14 protein-coding genes are annotated in these 19676 nt (G+C 65.6%); 10 read left to right on the top strand and 4 right to left on the bottom strand.

The genetic code is table 11. The features are described 5' to 3' along the window. The first annotated feature begins 64 nt into the window (after nucleotides 1–64). On the top strand, nucleotides 65–1861 hold the full coding sequence (locus ACTTAG_RS00140) for an autotransporter assembly complex protein TamA (protein WP_444463628.1): 1797 nt from the start codon (nucleotides 65–67) through the stop codon (nucleotides 1859–1861). Next, the gene (locus ACTTAG_RS00135; RefSeq protein ID WP_444463627.1) at nucleotides 1861–5367 is read left to right on the top strand and encodes a translocation/assembly module TamB domain-containing protein; all 3507 of its coding nucleotides are present in this window, start codon (nucleotides 1861–1863) and stop codon (nucleotides 5365–5367) included. The genes ACTTAG_RS00140 and ACTTAG_RS00135 overlap by 1 nt, the downstream gene beginning before the upstream one ends. Here the strand turns inward: ACTTAG_RS00135 and ACTTAG_RS00130 are convergent. Next, the gene (locus ACTTAG_RS00130; protein ID WP_444463626.1) at nucleotides 5364–6251 is read right to left on the bottom strand and encodes a LysR family transcriptional regulator; all 888 of its coding nucleotides are present in this window, start codon (nucleotides 6249–6251) and stop codon (nucleotides 5364–5366) included. The two genes, ACTTAG_RS00135 and ACTTAG_RS00130, sit on opposite strands and share 4 nt — an antisense overlap. 78 nt (nucleotides 6252–6329) lie before the next feature. Between ACTTAG_RS00130 and ACTTAG_RS00125 the strand changes: the two genes are divergently transcribed. Beyond that, on the top strand, nucleotides 6330–7550 hold the full coding sequence (locus ACTTAG_RS00125) for an acyl-CoA dehydrogenase (RefSeq protein ID WP_444463625.1): 1221 nt from the start codon (nucleotides 6330–6332) through the stop codon (nucleotides 7548–7550). Here ACTTAG_RS00125 and ACTTAG_RS00120 read toward each other — a convergent pair. Next, nucleotides 7544–8353, bottom strand: coding sequence for a YihY/virulence factor BrkB family protein (locus ACTTAG_RS00120; RefSeq protein ID WP_444463624.1), 810 nt, complete (start codon nucleotides 8351–8353; stop codon nucleotides 7544–7546). The genes ACTTAG_RS00125 and ACTTAG_RS00120 overlap by 7 nt on opposite strands. 97 nt (nucleotides 8354–8450) lie before the next feature. Here ACTTAG_RS00120 and mgrA point away from each other — a divergent pair, with 97 nt between their 5' ends. Together mgrA and ACTTAG_RS00110 are read left to right on the top strand one after the other, a co-directional pair. Next, nucleotides 8451–9479: an L-glyceraldehyde 3-phosphate reductase gene (gene mgrA, locus ACTTAG_RS00115; protein ID WP_444463623.1), complete on the top strand. Its 1029-nt coding sequence runs from the start codon at nucleotides 8451–8453 to the stop codon at nucleotides 9477–9479. Further along, nucleotides 9452–10789 (top strand): cytochrome-c peroxidase, encoded by a 1338-nt coding sequence (locus ACTTAG_RS00110; RefSeq protein WP_444463622.1) that lies wholly within the window; start codon nucleotides 9452–9454, stop codon nucleotides 10787–10789. Before mgrA ends, ACTTAG_RS00110 begins: the two co-directional genes overlap by 28 nt. Here the strand turns inward: ACTTAG_RS00110 and ACTTAG_RS00105 are convergent. Together ACTTAG_RS00105 and ACTTAG_RS00100 are read right to left on the bottom strand one after the other, a co-directional pair. Further along, nucleotides 10786–12288 carry a CRTAC1 family protein gene (locus tag ACTTAG_RS00105; RefSeq protein WP_444463621.1) on the bottom strand — a complete coding sequence of 501 codons (1503 nt, stop codon included), beginning with the start codon at nucleotides 12286–12288 and terminating at the stop codon, nucleotides 10786–10788. The two genes, ACTTAG_RS00110 and ACTTAG_RS00105, sit on opposite strands and share 4 nt — an antisense overlap. After that, the gene (locus ACTTAG_RS00100; protein WP_444463620.1) at nucleotides 12285–13553 is read right to left on the bottom strand and encodes an ROK family protein; all 1269 of its coding nucleotides are present in this window, start codon (nucleotides 13551–13553) and stop codon (nucleotides 12285–12287) included. The genes ACTTAG_RS00105 and ACTTAG_RS00100 overlap by 4 nt, the downstream gene beginning before the upstream one ends. A gap of 219 nt (nucleotides 13554–13772) precedes the next feature. Here ACTTAG_RS00100 and xylF point away from each other — a divergent pair, with 219 nt between their 5' ends. From xylF to xylA, 5 genes are all read left to right on the top strand, one after another. Next, on the top strand, nucleotides 13773–14792 hold the full coding sequence (gene xylF / locus ACTTAG_RS00095) for a D-xylose ABC transporter substrate-binding protein (RefSeq protein WP_444463619.1): 1020 nt from the start codon (nucleotides 13773–13775) through the stop codon (nucleotides 14790–14792). Between the two features lie 98 nt (nucleotides 14793–14890). After that, nucleotides 14891–16180 (top strand): sugar ABC transporter permease, encoded by a 1290-nt coding sequence (locus ACTTAG_RS00090; protein ID WP_444463618.1) that lies wholly within the window; start codon nucleotides 14891–14893, stop codon nucleotides 16178–16180. Beyond that, the gene (locus tag ACTTAG_RS00085) at nucleotides 16177–16938 is read left to right on the top strand and encodes an ATP-binding cassette domain-containing protein (protein ID WP_444463617.1); all 762 of its coding nucleotides are present in this window, start codon (nucleotides 16177–16179) and stop codon (nucleotides 16936–16938) included. The genes ACTTAG_RS00090 and ACTTAG_RS00085 overlap by 4 nt, the downstream gene beginning before the upstream one ends. Continuing rightward, nucleotides 16938–18374 (top strand): xylulokinase, encoded by a 1437-nt coding sequence (xylB, locus tag ACTTAG_RS00080; protein ID WP_444463616.1) that lies wholly within the window; start codon nucleotides 16938–16940, stop codon nucleotides 18372–18374. The genes ACTTAG_RS00085 and xylB overlap by 1 nt, the downstream gene beginning before the upstream one ends. Beyond that, nucleotides 18371–19672, top strand: coding sequence for a xylose isomerase (gene xylA, locus ACTTAG_RS00075; RefSeq protein WP_444463615.1), 1302 nt, complete (start codon nucleotides 18371–18373; stop codon nucleotides 19670–19672). The genes xylB and xylA overlap by 4 nt, the downstream gene beginning before the upstream one ends. Nucleotides 19673–19676 lie beyond the last annotated feature (4 nt).

The raw sequence follows: 19676 nt of genomic DNA, 5'->3' as shown, positions 1-19676 counted from the left end.
TTCGACCTCTGGCAATCTGCGCGCAAACCTGCATCATTCACCGTGTTTGACCGGGGGGTGATGGGTGTCTGCGCGTCTTTCCGCAAGCGTGATCGTTCTTGTCGCAAGCTGCGCCGTTCCGGCGTCGGCCGAGACGCAGTTTCAGCTTCAGCTTTCCGCCCCCGATGCGGCGCTGGCGAAGACCCTTGAACAGGCCTCGCTGACGCGCGGGGCGGCGGCGAACAAGGAATCGGATGCGCAGGATCTGTTCGGGGCGGCGCGGGCCGATTACGCCCGCCTGACCGCCGCGCTTTACGACGAGGGCCGCTATGGCGGGTCGGTCTCGATCCTGCTCGACGGGCGCGAGGCGGCGGTGATCGCGCCGATGGATGCGCCCGGGCGGATCGACCGGGTGGAAATCCGCGTCGATCCCGGGCCGGTGTTCCGGTTTTCGCGCGCCGAGATCGGGCCGCTCGCCCCGGCGACGCAGCTTCCCCCCAGCTTTCGCCTGACCGAGGTGGCGCGGTCCTCGATCCTGGCCGAGGCCGCGGGCAATGGCGTTTCCGCCTGGCGCGATGCGGGCCATGCCAAGGCGGCGGTGGCGCGGCAAGCGATCACCGCCGATCATCGCCAGCAGGAGCTTTCCGCCCAGATCACGCTGGACCCCGGGCCGCCGACCTGGTTCGGCACGCTGCAGATGACCGGCAATGCGCGGTTGCGCGCCGCGCGGCTGGAAAAGATCGCCGGTTTCCCCTCGGGCGAGCCTTTTTCGCCCGCCGCGCTCGAGGAGGTCCGCAACCGGCTGCGCCGCACCGGCATCTTCAGCGCCGTGACCCTGACCGAGGCGGAGACCCTGCGCGACGGGCGTCTTCTGGATGGCGAGCTGACCGTGGTCGAGGCGAAGCTGCGCCGTCTTGGCTTCGGTGCCGAGGTCTCGACCTCGGACGGGGCCAAGCTCTCGGGCTATTGGCTGCATCGCAACCTGTTGGGCGGCGGCGAGAAACTGCGCCTTGATGCCGAGGTTGCGGGGATCGGCGGCAGCACCGGCGGCACCGATTACAGCTTCGGCGCCCGGCTGGACCGCCCCGCCACCTTCTCGCCCGATACCGCCGCCTTTCTGAAAACCGGGATCGGGCGCAAGCACGAGACCGATTACAGCCTGAGCGGTTACGAACTGGGCTTCGGGCTCAGCCATATCTTCAGCCCGAAACTCTCGGCCGAGGCCGGGATCGGCTATGAATGGGCGAAGATCGAGGATGCCTCGGGCGAGCTGATCTATCGGCAGATGACCTTTCCGATGTCGGCGATCTGGGAAAACCGCAACATCCCGGCCGATGCCAGCCGTGGCACCTGGGCCAAGCTTGATCTGATGCCCTTTTACGGGCTGGGCACCACCGGGTCGGGGGCGCGGCTGCAGGGCGATTTCCGCGCCTATCGCGGCTTTGGCCAGAACGACCGCTTCGTGCTGGCCGGACGGGCGCAGATCGGCGGCATTTTCGGCTCTGATCTGGCCGAAACGCCGCGTGATTACCTGTTCTATTCGGGCGGTGGCGGCACCGTGCGGGGCCAGCCCTATCAGTCGCTCGATGTCGCCAAGCTGGAGGGGGGCACGCTGCACACGGGCGGCACCCGCTTCGTCGGACTTTCAGCCGAATTGCGCGCGGGGGTGACGGAAAAGATCGGCGTCGTCGCCTTTTACGACACCGGCTTCGTCGGTGCCTCGGACTTTTTCGACGGCGATGGCGACTGGCATTCCGGTGCCGGTCTGGGGCTGCGCTACAAGACCCCGATCGGGCCGATCCGGCTGGATGTCGCCGCCCCGGTCGATGGCAGCACGGGCGACGGCCCGCAGATTTACCTTGGCATAGGGCAGGCGTTCTGATGCGGTGGCTGGTTCTTTTCCTTCTTCTGCTGCCGCTGCCCGCTTTGGCGCAGGACAGTGACACCGCCCAGACCGAGCGCGACCGGTCCTATCTGACCGGGCTGATCGAGGACAATCTCTCGGGGGCGGGACGTGAAATCCGGCTGGAGGGGTTCAAGGGCGCGCTGTCCTCGCGCGCCAGTTTCGACACGCTGACCATCGCCGACGATCAGGGCGTCTGGCTGACCCTGCGCAAGGGCGCGATGACCTGGGACCGGGCGGCGCTGCTTCTGGGCAAGGTCGCGGTCGAGGAGCTGTCGGCCGCGGAAATCGAACTGCCGCGCCTGCCGGTGGCGCCACCGCAGGAGACCGCGCCCGAGGCGAAACCGTTTTCGTTGCCGCAACTGCCTGTCGCGGTTGAAATCGGCTCTGTTAAGGCCGAAAAGGTGGTTCTGGGCGCACCGGTTCTGGGGCAGGCGGCGGAATTTCGGCTGGACGGGTCCCTGCGTCTCTCTGGCGGGGACGGCGAAACCGACCTGACCGCGACGCGCCTTGACGGGCCGAAGGGTCGGTTTGCGCTCAAGGCGAGCTATGCCGGGGACAGCCGGGCGATCTTGCTGGATCTGCTGCTGACCGAGGCGAAGGACGGCATCGCCGCGGGGCTGATCGGCTTGCCCGGGCGGCCCTCTCTGACGCTGTCGATGAGCGGGCTCGGTTCGCTCGACGATTTCAAGGCCGATGTGCTTTTGGGCACCGCCGGGGTGTCGCGGGTGACCGGCACGGTCGCGCTCTCTGGCAAGGATGGCGCCCGGGGTTTCGAGGCAAGCTTCGGCGGGGATCTGTCGCAGCTGCTTCCGGCCGAGTATCGCCCTTTCTTCGGCCCTGATGTCCGGCTGACCCTTGCCGGAGAGCGCAGCGGAACCGGGATGATGCGGCTTCGCACGCTGGATCTGCAGGGGCAGGCGGTCCGTCTGACGGGCGGGCTTGATCTGCGCCCCGATGGCCTGCCGGACCGCTTCGATCTGGCGGCGCAGATGGGTCTTGCCGAGGGGCAGCCGGTGATCCTGCCGCTCTCCGGAGCGCCGATCAGCCTGCGGGCCGGGCAGGTGAAGCTGAGCTATGACCGCGCCCGCGGCGAAGGCTGGAGCCTGCTGGCCGATCTGACCGGGCTTGCGCGGGGGGCCGATGCGCTGGACCGGCTCAGCCTGACCGGGTCGGGCCGGATCGGTGCCGGGGCGACGGTCGGCGGCACGCTGAACCTGATCGCCACCGGGCTTGCGCCTGCTGATCCGGCGCTGGCCGAGGCGTTGGGCCCCTTTGCGTCGGGCAAGCTGCGCTTCTTCTGGCAAAAGGGGCGCCCGCTGACGGTGCCGAACCTGACCCTTGGCACCCGCGATTTCACCGCCCTTGGCCGCCTTGCTCTGGCCGAGGATCTGGCGATTTCGGGTCATCTTGAAGCCGATCACCGCAAGCTTGCCAGCCTGTCCGCGCTGGCGGGCCGCGCCCTTTCCGGCTCTGTTTCGGCTGATCTTGAGGGCAGCTATCGTCTGTCGAGCGGCGCTTTTGAGGCCGAAGCCAAGCTTGATGCGACCGATCTGCACCTTGATCAGGCGCAGGCCGATGCGCTGCTGGCCGGGCGGGCGCAGATCACCCTTTCGGCGCTGCGCGATGACACGGGCTTCACCCTGCGCGGGCTTTCCGCCGCTGCGGGCGGGGCATCGCTGCGGGCTTCCGGGGTGCTCAACAGCGCGGAAAGCACGCTTGCGGCCCGGCTCGAGGCACCGAACCTCGGGCGTCTTGGCGCAGGCTACGGTGGCGCGCTCGGGTTCGAGGCGGTGCTGACCGGGCCGCTGAATGCGCGGGCCATCACGGTTCGCGGCACGGGGCGGAACATGGCGCTGCCGCAGGCCGATCTGAACCGGATTCTGGCGGGACAGAGCCAATTTGCGCTGTCCTTGCGCCAAAGCGATGGCGCCTTTCATCTTGCCGATCTGACGCTTTCGACGCCGCAGTTGTCCGCCTCGGCGAAGCCGCGCAAGGACCAGCCGAGGGCTTTCGATCTGTCGACGCAACTTTCGAATGTCGCGCTGCTTGCCCCCGGCTTTCCGGGGCCGCTCGCGGTCGCGGGCAGCGTGACCGATCAGGGCGCCCGTTACGGGCTCGATCTGCGCGGCACCGGGCCGGGCGGCAGTCAGGCGACGGTCAAGGGCACGGTTGCGGCCGATGGCGCCAGCGTCGATCTGACGATTTCGGGTCGTGCCGAGACGGCGCTGGCGAACAGCTTCCTTGAGCCGCAATCGCTGCGCGGGCCGCTGACCTTCGATCTGGCGCTGAAGGGCAAGCCCGGGCTTGCCGCCCTGTCCGGGCAGATCGTCGGGTCGAACCTGCGGCTGTCGGCGCCGACGCTGGGGCAGGCGCTCAGCGATGTCGATCTGCAGGCGCGGCTGACGAATGGCACGGCGCAGATCGCCGGGCAGGCCAGTTTCGAGGGCGGCGGGACGCTGGAGCTTTCCGGTCCGGTGCAGCTTGCGGCGCCTTTCCCGGCGCGGCTGGCGCTTGGGCTGAACCGGGCGCGGCTGCGCGACCCCGAGCTTTATGACACCCGGGTCAGCGGCGATCTGGCGATCACTGGCGGGCTGACCGGGGGGCTGCGCATCGGCGGGGCGCTGACGCTCGACGATACCGAATTGCGCATTCCCGCGGGGGGGCTGGGCGGCGCCGGGGCGATTCCCCCGATGACGCATCTGCACGAGCCCGCCGCGGTGCATCAGACCCGGCTGCGCGCCGGGCTGATCGAGACCGGCAAGGCCGCCGCGACGGGGAGCCGTCGCGCGATTGCGCTGGATGTGACGGTTTCGGCGCCGCAACAGATCTTCGTGCGCGGCCGCGGGCTGGATGCCGAGCTGGGCGGACAGCTGCGGGTCACGGGCACGACGGCGCAGATCGTGCCGGTGGGCCAGTTCGGCCTGATCCGGGGCCGGCTGGACGTGCTGGGCAAGCGCTTCGATCTGACCGAGGGGCAGGTGGCGCTGCAAGGCGCGCTGCTGCCCTGGGTGCTGTTCAAGGCGACGACGGCGCAGGAAGATCTGGATATCACCCTGACGCTGGAGGGCGCGGCGACCGAACCCAGCCTGACCATCACCTCCTCGCCCGATCTGCCCGAGGAAGAGGTGCTGGCCCGGCTTTTGTTCAACAAGGGGCTGACCAACCTTTCGCCCTTGCAGGCGGCGCAGCTGGCCTCGGCGGTGGCGACGCTGGCGGGCAAGGGCGGCGACGGGATCGTGTCGAAGCTGCGGCAGGGCTTTGGCCTGGATGATCTCGATGTCGGCACCGATGACAGCGGCAATGCCACGGTGAAAGCGGGCAAATATCTGGCAAAGAACGTTTATTCGGATGTGTCGGTGGACAGTTCCGGTCAGGCTGCGGTGACCTTGAACCTGGATATCACCAAGCAGATCACCGCCAAGGCCACCGTCGGCTCGACCGGCAGCAGCGCGCTTGGGGTGTTTTTCGAAAAGGATTATTAAGCCGCGGCGCGGGCGATCCAGTCGCGAAACGCCACCAGCGCGGGCGAGGGGGTGACGCCCTCGGGCCAGACCAGATAATAGGCGCCAACGCCGGAGACGGCCTCGCCCGGGGTGCGGATCAACCGCCCCTCGGCGATTTCGGGCAGGGCCAGGAACTCGGGCAGCAGCGCGATGCCGACGCCATGTGCCGCGGCCTGCATCATCGGCGCGAATTGGTCGAACATGATCCCGCGCGTCGCGGGGGCCTGCAGCCCGTGATGCGCGAACCAGGCCGTCCAGGCATTCGGACGCGATTCCAGCTGCAACAGAGACTGATCGAGCAGATCCGCGGGGCTTTGCATCGGATGGCTTTTGGCGAAATCCTCGGAACAGGCGGCGATGATCCGTTCCTCGAACAGCAGCATGTGCTCGGCATCGGGCCAGTGCCGCACGCCGAAATGAATGGCCGCATCAAAGGTCTCGGTCGCGAAATCGAAGGGCCGCAGCCGCGTGCCCAGGTTCAGCGTCACGCCCGGATTTTCCGCCAGAAACCCGGCCAGACGCGGCGCCAACCAGCGCGTGCCGAAGGTGGGCAGGATCGCCAGGTTCAACACCCCACCGCCCGGATTGGCCCGCAGCCCCAGCGAGGCCCGCGCGATCAGTTCCAGCGCCTTGCGCACGTCGCGGGCATAGGCCTGCGCCGCCTCGGTCGGCATCAGCCGCCGCCCCTCGCGCCGAAAGAGCTGCACGCCCAACTGCCCCTCAAGGTTCTGAACCAGCCGGCTGACCGCGCCCTGCGTCAGCGACAGCTCCCGCGCGGCGGCGGCGGTCGAGCCAAGGCGACAGACCGCCTCGAAGGCGGCCAGCAGCGAGACCGAGGGAATGTAGCGTCTGGGCAGGGTCATGTATGTGCTCCGTGCATCGACATAAGCCGGAATAGCGGTAGATTAGCGTATTTTCCTCGCGCATAAAGCATCGAACGCATGGAGGACCAGATGGCCCTGAAACCCAAGGATGCCCCCGATCTTGCCCGGTTTGACTGGGATGACCCGCTGCGCCTGAACGGCCAGCTGACCGAAGAGGAACGGATGCTGCGCGATGCGGCCCGGGCCTATGCGCAGGAAAAGCTTGCCCCCCGCGTGATCCGCGCCTTTGCCGAGGAGGAGACCGATCCAGCGATTTTCCGCGAAATGGGGGCGATGGGGCTTTTGGGAGTGACCATCCCCGAGGAATACGGCGGGCTGGGCGCGTCTTATGTCGCCTATGGTCTGGTGGCGCGCGAAATCGAGCGGGTTGATAGCGGCTATCGCTCGATGATGTCGGTGCAATCGAGCCTCGTCATGTATCCGATCTATGCCTATGGCTCCGAGGAACAGCGGCGGAAATATCTGCCGAAGCTTGCTTCGGGCGAGTGGATCGGCTGTTTCGGCCTCACCGAACCCGATGCGGGCTCTGATCCCTCCAGCCTGAAGACGGTCGCGAAGAAGACGGCGAATGGCTATGTGCTGACGGGGTCCAAGATGTGGATCTCGAATGCGCCGATTGCGGATGTCTTCGTCGTCTGGGCGAAATCCGAGGCGCATGGTGGCAAGATCAAGGGTTTTGTGCTGGAAAAGGGTCTGAAAGGGCTCTCGGCGCCGAAGATCGCGGGCAAGCTGTCGCTGCGGGCCTCGATCACCGGCGAGATCGTGATGGAGGGGGTCGAGGTCGGCGAAGACGCGCTGTTGCCTGGCGTCGAGGGGCTGAAGGGGCCGTTCGGCTGTCTGAACCGGGCACGCTATGGCATTGCCTGGGGCGTGATGGGCGCGGCCGAGTTCTGTTTCCATGCGGCGCGGCAATACGGGCTCGACCGCAAGCAATTCGACAAGCCGTTGGCGCAGACGCAGCTTTATCAGCTGAAACTGGCCAATATGCTGACCGACATCACGCTGGGCCTGCAGGCTGCCTTGCAGGTCGGGCGGCTGATGGATGAGGCCAATGCCGCGCCCGAGATGATCTCGCTGATCAAGCGCAACAACTGCGGCAAGGCGCTGGAGGCGGCACGGAATGCCCGCGACATGCACGGCGGCAACGGGATTTCCGAAGCCTTTCAGGTGATCCGGCACATGGTCAACTTGGAAACGGTGAACACTTACGAGGGCACGCATGATGTGCATGCGCTGATCCTTGGGCGGGCGGTGACCGGGCTGCAGGCCTTTTACTGACGGTCCCGGTCGGCCAGTTCGGCGTTCAGGGCAGCGCCGAACAGGACCGAAAAGGCGCCAAGATAGAGCCACATCAGAAGCGCGATGACCGCCCCAAGCGAGCCATAGACCTTGTTGTAGGTGCCGAAATTCGCAAGATAGGTGGTAAGGCCGAGCGAGGCCCCGCCCCAGACCAGCGTTGCCACCACCGAGCCCAGCGAAAAGATCGGATCACGGCGGCGCGGGCGATAGGGGGCAAAGCGGTAGAGCACGCCCAGCACCGTCAGCATCAGCGCCACCATGGCGATCCAGGGCAGGCCCGAGAGCAGCACGGTCGTCACCGCGTGAAAGGGCAGGAAATTCGCCACGATCGGCACGGCGACGATGGTGGCCATCGCCATCAGCATCACGCCGACCAGCGCCACCGTCATCAGATAGCCGAAAAGGAAGCCGAAGATGGTGGTGCGCGGCTCTGACCCGTGGATCACGTTCAGACCCTGTATCAGCGCATCCACCCCCGCCCGCGCCGAGAAGAGCGCGAAAAGGACCGAGACCAGCGTCCCCCAGCCGATCACCCCGCGCGGACCCGCCAGCAGCATGCTGACCTGCGCATCGAGGATCGCATAGGCCTCGGGCGGGATGAAATTCTGCGCCACCTCCAGATAGGTGCGGATGACGACCGGATCGGCCACCGTGCTCCAGATCGAGATCGTCGCGGTCAGGCCCGGAAAGACCGCCAGCATGGCGTAAAACGCCACCCCGGCCGAGATCAGAAAGATATTGGTCTGGGACAACCGGTCCCGCAGTCGGAAAAGAAAACGCATGCCGCCCTCGCTGCGGCCAGCATTGCCGATTGTGGCGCGGGGCACAACTTGCGTGACGGCGCGGCCTGTGGTCTTCTGACGCAGTCTGGAGGACGTGATGACCTATACCCCCGCCGAAAACCGCTATTCCCGAATGATTTACCGCAAATGCGGGGCCTCTGGGCTGAAACTGCCCGCGATCTCGCTGGGCCTGTGGCACAACTTCGGCCACGACACGCCGCATCGGGTGAAACAGGCGATCTGCCGGACCGCTTTTGATCTGGGGATCACCCATTTCGATCTGGCGAACAACTATGGCCCGCCGCCCGGTTCGGCCGAGGAGGCCTTCGGCGAGATCCTGAAGACCGATTTCGCCGGGCTGCGCGACGAGCTGATCATCTCGTCAAAGGCGGGCTATGACATGTGGCCCGGCCCCTATGGCGAATGGGGCAGCCGGAAATATCTGATCGCGTCCTGCGATGCGTCGCTGAAGCGGATGGGGCTGGATTACGTCGATATCTTCTATTCGCACCGCTTCGACCCGGAAACGCCGCTCGAGGAAACCATGGGCGCGCTGGAACAGATCTGGCGGTCCGGCAAGGCTCTTTACATCGGGATTTCGTCCTACAATTCCGAGCGCACCCGGGAAGCCGCGGCGATCCTGCGCGGGCTTGGCGTGCCGCTGCTGATCCATCAGCCGAGCTACAACATGCTCAACCGCTGGATCGAGCGTGACGGGCTGGTGGACACGCTTGCGGGTCTGGGCGTCGGCTCGATCGCCTTCACCCCGCTGGCGCAGGGTCTGCTGAGTTCGAAATACCTGAACGGCATTCCGTCGGGGGCCCGCGCGGGGCAGGGCAAGTCGCTTGATCCCGGCACGCTGACGCCGCAGGCGCTGGAGAAAATCCGCGCGCTGAACGCGATTGCCGAGCGGCGCGGGCAGACATTGGCGCAGATGGCGCTGGCCTGGGTGCTGCGGGGCGGCATCACCTCGGCGCTGATCGGGGCCTCGAAGCCCGAACAGGTGGTCGATTGCGTGGGGGCGCTGGGCAATCTGAGCTTTACCGCCGCAGAACTGGCGGAAATCGACACCCACGCACAGGATGAGGCGATCAACCTATGGGCACGTTCGTCGGAAAATCGCTGAAACAGGCTCTGTTCTGGCTGCTTTCGGGGGGGATGGCGCTGGCCGCCGACCTTCCCCCCCCGATCACCGAGGCCGATTACGGCGCCTTGAGCATGGCCGAAGTGCGGCTTGGCCGGGATCTGTTCTATGATCCGATCCTGTCGGGCAATCGCAACATCTCTTGCGCCACCTGTCATCATCCGCGGTTCGGCACCGGCGACGGGCTGAGCCTCGGTCTGGGGGAAGGCGCGGTGGGGCTGGGCCCGGATCGGCATGTGACAGAGACGAATCTGCCTGAACAGCGCATTCCCCGCAACGCCCCGGCTTTGTTCAATCTGGGGGCGACACAGTTCAAGGTGCTGTTTCACGACGGCCGGATCGAGGTTGACCCGACCCGCCCCTCGGGGCTGCGCACGCCGATGGAAGAGGAAATGGTGACCGGTTTTGCCTCGATCCTCTCGGCGCAGACGATGTTTCCGGTGCTTTCGCCCGACGAGATGGCCGGGCATTACAATGAAAACGAGATTTCCAAGGCGGTGCGCGAAGGCTTCATCACCGGGCCGGATGGCGCCTGGGCCCGGATCTCGGCGCGGGTGGCGGGGATTCCCGCCTACAGGGCGGCCTTCGAGCAAGCCTATCCCGAGATCGCCGCCGGGCGGCCCATTGCCTTCACCGATATCTCGAACGCCATCGCGCAATTCGTCGCCTTCGAGTGGCGATCCGATGACAGCCCCTTTGATGCGGTCTTGCGAAAACAGGCTCTGTTCCAGCCCGAAGCGGCCAAGGGGGCGGATCTTTTCTATGGCGCGGCGGGCTGTGCGACCTGCCATTCCGGGCCGTTCCTGACCGATCATGCCTTTCATGCGATGGGCGAGCCGCAGCTTGGCCCCGGCAAGGCGGAGCGGTTCGAGCGCCATTCCCGTGACGAGGGCCGGTTTCGGGTGACGAACAACCCCGCCGATATCTTCGCCTTCCGCACGCCGAGCCTGCGCAATGTCGCCCAGACCGGGCCCTGGGGCCATGCGGGCAGCCACAAGGATCTGGCCGCTTTCGTCGCCGATCATGCGCGCAGCGGCGATCAACTGGCCGATTACGACCGGACGCAGGCCGTGCTGCCGGTGCTGCCGCAGACGAAGCCGGACTGGACGGTGCTGGACACGCCCGCGGAGGTGGCCGCGATCAAGGCCGCAGCCGTCGCCCCCGGGACGCTGACGCCGGATCAGGTGAAGCAGATCGTGGCGTTTTTGCAGACGCTCTCCGATCCGGTCGCTTTGACGGGTCGGTTGGGCGTGCCCGAAACCGTGCCCAGCGGTCTGCCGGTGGATCGTTAACGGCGGATCTCGGTCAGCCCGTTCACCGTGACGGGCTGCCAATCGCCCGCCGTGCCATCGGGCCAGATCACCCGCACCTGCGCCGACGTCTCTGCCCCCAGCCCGAAATGCAGCGGCCCCGCCTTGCCCCCGGCATGGCCGCCGCCCACGGTGATTTCCTGCGATTTCACGCCTGCAGCGGTTTTCACCTCGACCCAGGCGCCCACGGCCTGCTGGTTCGGCGCGGGTTGAACAGGCTCTATTTCGGCCCAATTCCCGGTTTGTGCCGTCGCATTGCGCCAAAGCTCCATCGGCGCGCGGCGGTTCATCACCACCAGATCCAGCAGCCCGTCGCCGTTCAGATCCGCCAGCGCCGCGCCCCGAGACCGTTCCCGCGTCGCCATCCCGGCCTTGTCCGCCATTTCGTGGAAACTGCCCTCGGGTCCCTGCATCAGCAGGTTGTTCGGATCATGCGAGGCAAGGCCGGGCATCTGATCGACATTACCCTTGGAGATGAACAGATCATCCCGCCCGTCATTGTCGATATCGCCAAATTCCGGATGCCAGCCGGTCGAGGGGCGTCCGTCATCGCCGATGAAGGGCCGCTGCGCGAAAGTGCCGATGGAATAGGGCGCGTCCGCGAAACCATCGCCCCTGTTGATCTGCAACAGCTGATCGCCCATCGAGGTCATCATCACCTCGGGCAAGCCGTCGCCGGTGATGTCGCGGCTGGCGATCCCCATCCCCCAAAGCGAGACATGCGGCCAATCCACCCGCTCTGCCAGCGGGTTAAGGCGGAACATCTGCTCATAGCCGCCACGGACGTAATAATGCCGGTCGTTCGACAGCCGCAGTTCCGGCGTGCCCCTGCGCTGCCAGTCGGAGATCAGCGCGGAGAGCGTGCAATAGCCGGGTGAAATCGTCTCTGTTTCGGCATAAACCCGGCCTTTCGGGCGGAAGAGCGCGCTGTCATCGCAGGCCATGAACGGGCCATCGGGGTTCGCCCGGTCGACGTAATTGCCGAAGAAGAGCGTGGGCAAGTCCTGCCCCTTTTCCCAAGTGGCGGTGAAGGAGGTGGTCCAGTCGTCGCGCGTGGGCAGGGCCCAGGTTTCCGTCGCATCTTCGAAACGGCAATCCCCCAGACCCCGCAAAAGCCTGTTCGGCCCGGCGCGCAGCACCGCCAGATCCATCTGTCCGTCCGAATCAATGTCGAGCGGATAGGCCCCGGTGACATGGCGCAGATCGGCCAAGCCGCCATCGGTAAACCGCAACGCGCCCCCCTTGTCCGAGGCATTCACGAAGAGCGCCGCCGGGTTTTCTCCGCCTGCCGCAAACAGATCCGGCCGCCGGTCGCCGTTGCAATCAAAGACCGCAACCCCGCCACCGACGAAATGTTCCCATCCGCCCGCATAGATCTGCCGGTGCGGCAGACCGGCGGCATCATCGACAAAAAGCGGCTCTGCACCGGCTGGAAAAGCGGTCGCGGGAAAGGCGATCAGACAGAGCAGAACCCGTTTCATTGCGCGGCCATCTCCCGTGTCGTCCCCAGCAGCTGCTCGGTCAGTTCATGCAGCGCCAGGGCCGCCGCCCCATGCGCCCAAAGCAGGTCCCCCCAGGCATGGGTCTCGATCCGCGGCCCGTCGCGGCCGGTGTCCAGCATCAATTCGTGCATCTCGGCCAGGGTCTCGGTCGCGTAAAGATAGTCGTAGCGCATCCGCTCGCCCGAGAGGATGATCAGCGCCGGATCGAAGAGATTGACGATATTCGACAGCCCAACCGCCAGATACCGCCCCGCCCGGCGAAAGATCGAGCGCGCGGCGGCATTGCCCGCCTTGGCATGATCGAAAAGGCTTTCCAGCATCACCCCCACCGGCTGGGTATCGCCCAAGGGCAGGTTCAGCGCCGTCCGGGCCTCGCGCACCAACGCATAATCCGCCACATAGGCCTCAAGACAGCCGCGCTGGCCGCAGCGGCACAGCGCCCCATCCAGCTGCACCTTGGTATGGCCCAGTTCCATCCCCATGCCGCGGGCGCCGCGATAGATGCGGTGGTTGATCACGAAGCCCATGCCCAGACCGTGTTCGATCGTCACCACGGCGAAATCCGAAAGCTTGCGACCGGCGCCGAACCACAACTCGGCCAGCGTCACCAGATTGGCGTCGTTGTCGATGAAGACCGTCAGGCCCAGCCGTTCCCGCAAGGCCGCCTGCAGCGCAACGTGACGGTCCGAGAGGACGGGCGACCAATGCACCACCCCGGCCTCGCAATCGACAAAGCCGGGCACGCCCAGACCCAGCGCCAGAATCGCCTCGCGCTCGACGCCGCCCTTGGCACAGACGCGGTGCAAAAGCCGCTCGGCCGCCTCCAGGATGCCGTCAAGCCCCATCGCCCCGGGGCTGCGCGGGATCGCCTCGCCCGCGATCATGTTGCCGGCGAAATCGACCAGAACGGCGGTATGTTCGCGGTCCGACAGCTTGATGCCGACCACATGCCGGGTGTTCGGGCGCACCCGCAGGGCGACGGCGGGCCGACCGCGGCCGCCTTCGCCTTCGCGCGTGGTCTGCACCTCCTCCAGCAAGCCGGTGTCGATCAGCTCCGAGGTGATCGTGGTGACCGAGGCCGGGCTGATGCACAGCTCTTTCGCCAGCTGCACCCGGGCCATCTGACCGGCGGCCCGGACCCGTTCGAAGATCTGCTGGCGCAGCGGGCGGGCGGTTTCCGACAGCGGTTGAATCAGCGGACCGCAGCCGAGAGAGGCCTTGCCGATCTGGGAGATCTTCTTCATCGCGGCATCTTTCATTCAGCGGGTTAACAAAACGAAGCCACATCAACGCATTGCAGCGACCATTCTTGCCGCGACGCAGCGTTTTTCCGCCGTTTTGTTGGTCACCTTCATTCTTGCGCCCCATTTTTATTTTGACAACTAAAATTATTAGACTCATCCTTTCCGCATCCCGGCGAATCTGTCGGGTCGGTCCGTCGGGCCACATCTCGGGAGGAGAACATGTATAAAACCCTTTTCGCCGCCGTCGCGCTGACGGCCGGCCTTGCCACCACGGCCTTTGCCGACATGACCGTGGGCGTGTCCTGGTCGAACTTCCAGGAGGAGCGCTGGAAAACCGACGAGGCCGCGATCAAGGCTGCGCTGGAAGCCGCCGGTGCGAAATATGTCTCGGCCGATGCGCAATCGTCTTCGGCCAAGCAGCTCTCGGATATCGAATCGCTGATGGCGCAGGGGGTGAATGCGCTGATCGTTCTGGCGCAGGACACAGAGGCCATCGGGCCCGCCGTTCAGGCCGCCGCCGACGAGGGCATTCCGGTCATCGCCTATGACCGCCTGATCGAGGATCCGCGGGCCTTTTACCTGACCTTCGACAATGCCGAAGTGGGCCGGATGCAGGCGCGGGCGGTTCTGGCCGCGGCGCCCAAGGGCAATTACGTGATGATCAAGGGTTCGCCCACCGATCCGAACGCCGATTTCCTGCGCGGTGGTCAGCAAGAGGTGCTGCAAGCCGCGATTGACGCCGGGGATGTGAAGATCGTCGGCGAGGCCTATACCGACGGCTGGCTGCCCGCGAACGCGCAGCGCAACATGGAACAGATCCTGACCGCGAATGACAACAAGGTCGATGCGGTCGTGGCTTCGAACGACGGCACCGCCGGGGGCGCCGTGGCCGCGCTTTCCGCGCAGGGGCTGGTGGTTCCGGTCTCGGGTCAGGATGGCGATCATGCGGCGCTGAACCGGGTGGCGCTGGGCACGCAGACCGTTTCCGTATGGAAGGACGCGCGTGAACTGGGCAAGAACGCCGCGGAAATCGCCGTGGCTCTGGCGGGCGGCGCCGACATGAAGTCGGTCGCGGGGGCCACCGAATGGACCTCGCCCGCGGGGACCAAGATGACCGCCAAGTTCCTGACGCCGATGCCGATCACCAAGGACAACCTTGCGACCGTCGTCGATGCGGGCTGGATCACCAAGGACGCGCTGTGCCAGGGCGTGACTGCCGGCCCGGCCCCGTGCAACTGATCTCGTGCAACTGATCTGACATGATCTGAACCGGGGCGGCTTCGCGGCCGCCCCCCTTCCAAAGAGCGCCGCGGCGCCCTTTTTCGATCGGACACCCCATGAACAAACCGGCCCCGCAGGACGGCGGGCAGAAGCGGTCGCTTTTGCAGTCGCTCGAGTTGGACACACGGCTTCTGGGCATGATCGGCGCCTTCGTCGTGATCTGCCTTGTCTTCAACGTGATCACCGACGGGCGCTTCCTGACGCCCCGCAACATCTTCAACCTGTCGATCCAGACCGTTTCCGTGGCGATCATGGCCACCGGGATGGTCTTCGTGATCGTCACCCGGCATATCGACCTTTCGGTCGGCGCGGTGCTGGCGATCTGCTCCTCGGTGATGGGGGTGATGCAGGTGCAGCTGCTGCCGCAATTCTTCGGCATCGGCCATCCGCTGGTGATGCCGCTGACGGTGATCGCGGGGCTGCTGACCGGCGCCGCCATTGGCGCGCTGAACGGCTGGCTGATCGGCTATCAGCGCATTCCGGCCTTCATCGTGACGCTGGGCGGCCTGCTGATCTGGCGCAACGTCGGCTGGTATCTGACCGACGGGCAGACCGTCGGCCCGCTGGATCAGACCTTCATGCTGTTTGGCGGCGTCGAGGGGACGGTCGGCTCGGCGCTCTCCTGGGCTTTGGCGGTTTTCTTCTCTGTTCTGGCTGTTTTCGGCCTTTGGCGGGCGCGTCAGGCAAAGATCCGGCATGAATTCCCGGTGAAACCGCTCTGGGCAGAAGGCGCGCTGATGGCCACCGCCGTCGTGTCGATCCTGGGCTTTGTCGCGATCCTGAACAGCTATGCGATCCCGGTCGGCCGCCTGAAACGCGAATTCGACGCCCGCGGCGAGGTGATGCCCGAGGGCTATGTCGATTACTTCGGCCTGCCGATTTCGGTGCTGATGCTGGTCGTCATCGTCGTGGTGATGACGCTGATCGCCCGCAAGACCCGGCTTGGCCGCTATATCTTTGCCGCTGGCGGCAACCCGGATGCGGCGGAACTGTCCGGCATCAACACCCGGATGCTGACGGTGAAGATCTTCACCCTGATGGGCGTCCTGTGTGCGATTTCGGCGATGGTGGCGCAGGCGCGTCTGGCCAACCACACCAACGACATCGGCTCGCTCGATGAATTGCGCGTCATCGCCGCAGCGGTCATCGGCGGCACGGCCTTGGCCGGGGGCATCGGCACGATCTATGGCGCCGTTCTGGGCGCGGTGATCATGCAATCGCTGCAATCGGGCATGGCGATGGTCGGCGTCGATGCGCCGTTCCAGAACATCGTCGTCGGCGGCGTGCTGGTTCTGGCCGTCTGGATCGACATCCAATACCGCAAGCGCACGGGGGAAAAGGTATGAGCACCCGCGGAACCCCTCTGGTCGAGATGCGCGACATCTCGATTGCCTTTGGCGGCATCAAGGCGGTGGATCACGTCACCATCGACCTGTATCCGGGCGAGGTCGTCGGTCTGCTGGGCCATAATGGTGCGGGCAAATCGACCCTGATCAAGTGCCTTTCGGGCGCTTACCAAATGGACAGCGGCGCCATCTACATCAACGGCGAAAAGGCCGAGATCCGCAATCCGCGCGATGCCCGGGCCTATAACATCGAGACGATCTATCAGACGCTGGCGCTGGCGGACAACCTTGATGCGGCCTCGAACCTGTTCCTTGGCCGTGAATTGGTGACGCCCTTCGGCTTCGTCGACGATGCGCAGATGGAGGCCGAGACCCGCAAGATCATGGGGCGGCTGAACCCGAACTTCCGCAAATTCAAGGAGCCGGTGAAGGCGCTGTCGGGCGGGCAGCGGCAATCGGTGGCCATCGCCCGGGCGGTCTATTTCAACGCGAAAATCCTGATCATGGATGAACCCACCGCCGCGCTGGGCCCGCATGAAACCCAGATGGTGGCGGAGCTGATCGAGGAGCTGAAGGCGCAGGGGCTGGGCATTTTTCTCATCGAGCATGACATCCACAACGTCATGCGGCTGTGCGACCGCGCCTCGGTGATGAAGAACGGCCAGCTGGTCGGCACCGTGAATGTGAACGAGGTCACCGACGAAGATATCCTTGGCATGATCATTCTGGGCAAGAAACCCGAGGGGGGGACCGTCTGATGTATCTGGGACTGGATCTGGGCACCTCGGGGCTCAAGGGGATCCTGATCGACGGGGATCAGAAGGTGCTGGCCGAGGCGACGGCGCCGCTGACCGTTTCCCGCCCGCAGGAGGGCTGGTCGGAACAGGCGCCCGCCGACTGGATCGGGGCTGCGGAAAAGGTGCTGGCGGAATTGGCGGGCTTCGGGCTGGGTCAGCTGCGCGGCATCGGGCTTTCCGGGCAGATGCACGGGGCGACGCTGCTTGATGCGTCGGACGACGTGCTGCGGCCCTGCATCCTGTGGAACGACACCCGGTCCCATGTCGAGGCCGCCGAACTGGATGCCAACCCGATCTTTCGGGCGCTTTCGGGCAATATCGTCTTTCCGGGCTTCACCGCCCCGAAACTGTGCTGGGTGGCGCGGCATGAACCCGAGATTTTCGCCCGCGTGGCGAAGGTGCTTTTGCCGAAAGACTATCTGCGGCTTTGGCTGACCGGCGAGCATGTGGCGGAAATGTCCGATGCGGCGGGGACGTCTTGGCTTGATGTCGGCAAGCGCGACTGGTCCGAGGCGCTTCTGAAAGCCTCGGGGATGCGGCGCGATCAGATGCCGCGTCTGGTCGAGGGGTCAGAGGTTTCCGGCAAGGTTAGAGCCGAATTGGCCGAGCGCTTCGGGATGCCCGCGGGCGTCGTAGTGGCCGGGGGCGGGGGGGATAACGCCGCCTCGGGCATTGGGGTCGGCGTGGTGAAGGCCGGTCAGGCTTTCGTGTCGTTGGGCACCTCGGGGGTGCTTTTTGCGGCGAATGACGGCTATCAGCCCGATGCCGAGACGGCCGTGCACACATTCTGCCATGCGCTGCCGGGGACCTGGCATCAGATGGGGGTGATCCTTGCCGCCACCGATGCGCTGAACTGGTTTTCTCGTCTTGCGGGGGCCTCGCCCAAGGATCTGACCTCGGCGCTGGGGGCGCTTCAGGCGCCCGGAAAGACTCGATTCCTGCCTTATCTGGGCGGCGAGCGCACGCCCTTGAACGATGCCGCGATCCGGGGCGCCTTCATAGGGCTCGAACATGCGACCGACCGCGAGGCCGCGACGCGGGCGGTTCTGGAAGGCGTGACCTTTGCCATTCGCGATTGCCGCGATGCCCTGGCCGCGACGGGAACCAAGATCGACAGCCTGCTCGCTGTCGGTGGCGGTTCGAAATCGACCTATTGGTGCCAAGCCATAGCGACCGCGCTGGGCACGCCTGTTTCCCTGCCGGTGGCAGGGGATTTCGGCGGGGCCTTTGGCGCCGCGCGACTGGCCTTGATGGCCGCGACCGGGGCAGGGGCCGAAGTGGCCGCGCAACCGGTGATTTCAGCCGTGATAGAGCCTTTTTCGGGCCTTGCCGCGGCATTCGACGAAGGCCATGCCCGCTACCGCGCGGCGCAGGCCGCAATCCGGGGACTGACATGACCGACTTCTTCAAGGGTATTCCGCAAATCCGCTATGAGGGTCCGAATTCGACCAACGAATTCGCCTTCCGGCACTACAACCCCACGGAAGTGGTGATGGGCAAGACGATGGCCGAGCATCTGCGCTTTGCCATCGCCTGGTGGCACAGCTTCGCCTGGCCGGGCGGCGACCCGTTCGGCGGTCAGACCTTTGAACGCCCGTGGTTTGGCGACACGCTTGATCTGGCGAAGCTGAAAGCCGATGTGGCGTTTGAGATGTTCGACATCCTTGGCGCGCCGTTCTTCTGCTTCCACGATGCAGACATCCGCCCCGAGGGTAGGGATTTCGCGGAAAACACCCGCAATCTGGAAACCATCGTCGATTACATCGGCGAGAAGATGGCGGGCTCGAACACCAAACTTCTGTGGGGCACGGCGAACCTGTTCAGTCACCGCCGCTTCATGTCGGGCGCGGCGACGAACCCCGATCCGGAGGTTTTCGCCTGGTCTGCCGCGACGGTGAAGACCTGCATGGACGCCACGCACAAGCTGGGTGGTCAGAACTATGTGCTCTGGGGCGGCCGCGAGGGCTATGAGACGCTTCTGAACACCGACCTGACCCGCGAGGCCGAACAGGCGGGCCGCTTCCTGCAGATGGTGGTCGAGTACAAGCACAAGATCGGCTTCAAGGGCACGATCCTGATCGAGCCGAAACCGCAGGAGCCGTCGAAGCATCAATACGATTATGACGTTGCCACCGTTTACGGCTTCCTGAAGCGTTTCGGGCTTGAAAACGAGGTGAAGCTGAACATCGAACAGGGTCACGCGATCCTGGCCGGTCACAGTTTCGAGCATGAACTGGCGCTGGCGGCCAGCCTTGGCATCCTTGGCTCGATCGACATGAACCGCAACGACTACCAGTCGGGCTGGGACACCGATCAGTTCCCGGATTCGGTGCCGGAAATGGCGCGGGCCTATTACGAGGTGCTGAAAGCGGGTGGCTTCACCACCGGCGGCACCAACTTCGACGCGAAGATCCGCCGTCAGTCGATCGACCCCGAGGATCTGATCCTCGGCCATGTCGGCGCGATGGACGTGTGTGCCCGGGCGCTGAAAGCCGCCGCCGCGCTGTTGGAGGACGGTAGCTTGGAGGCCAATCGCAAGGCGCGCTATGCGGGCTGGGATACGGCCGAGGCGAAAGCGATGCTCGGCTCGGATCTGGCCAGCATCGAGGCGCTGGTGCGGGCCAAGGGCATCAACCCGCAGCCGAAATCGGGGCGACAGGAGCGGCTGGAAAATCTGTGGAACCGGTTCGTCTGAACCC

This window comes from Rhodobacter capsulatus (assembly GCF_052363185.1).
Classification (GTDB): domain Bacteria; phylum Pseudomonadota; class Alphaproteobacteria; order Rhodobacterales; family Rhodobacteraceae; genus Rhodobacter; species Rhodobacter capsulatus_E.
This window is presented reverse-complemented; position numbering and strand designations above follow the sequence as displayed.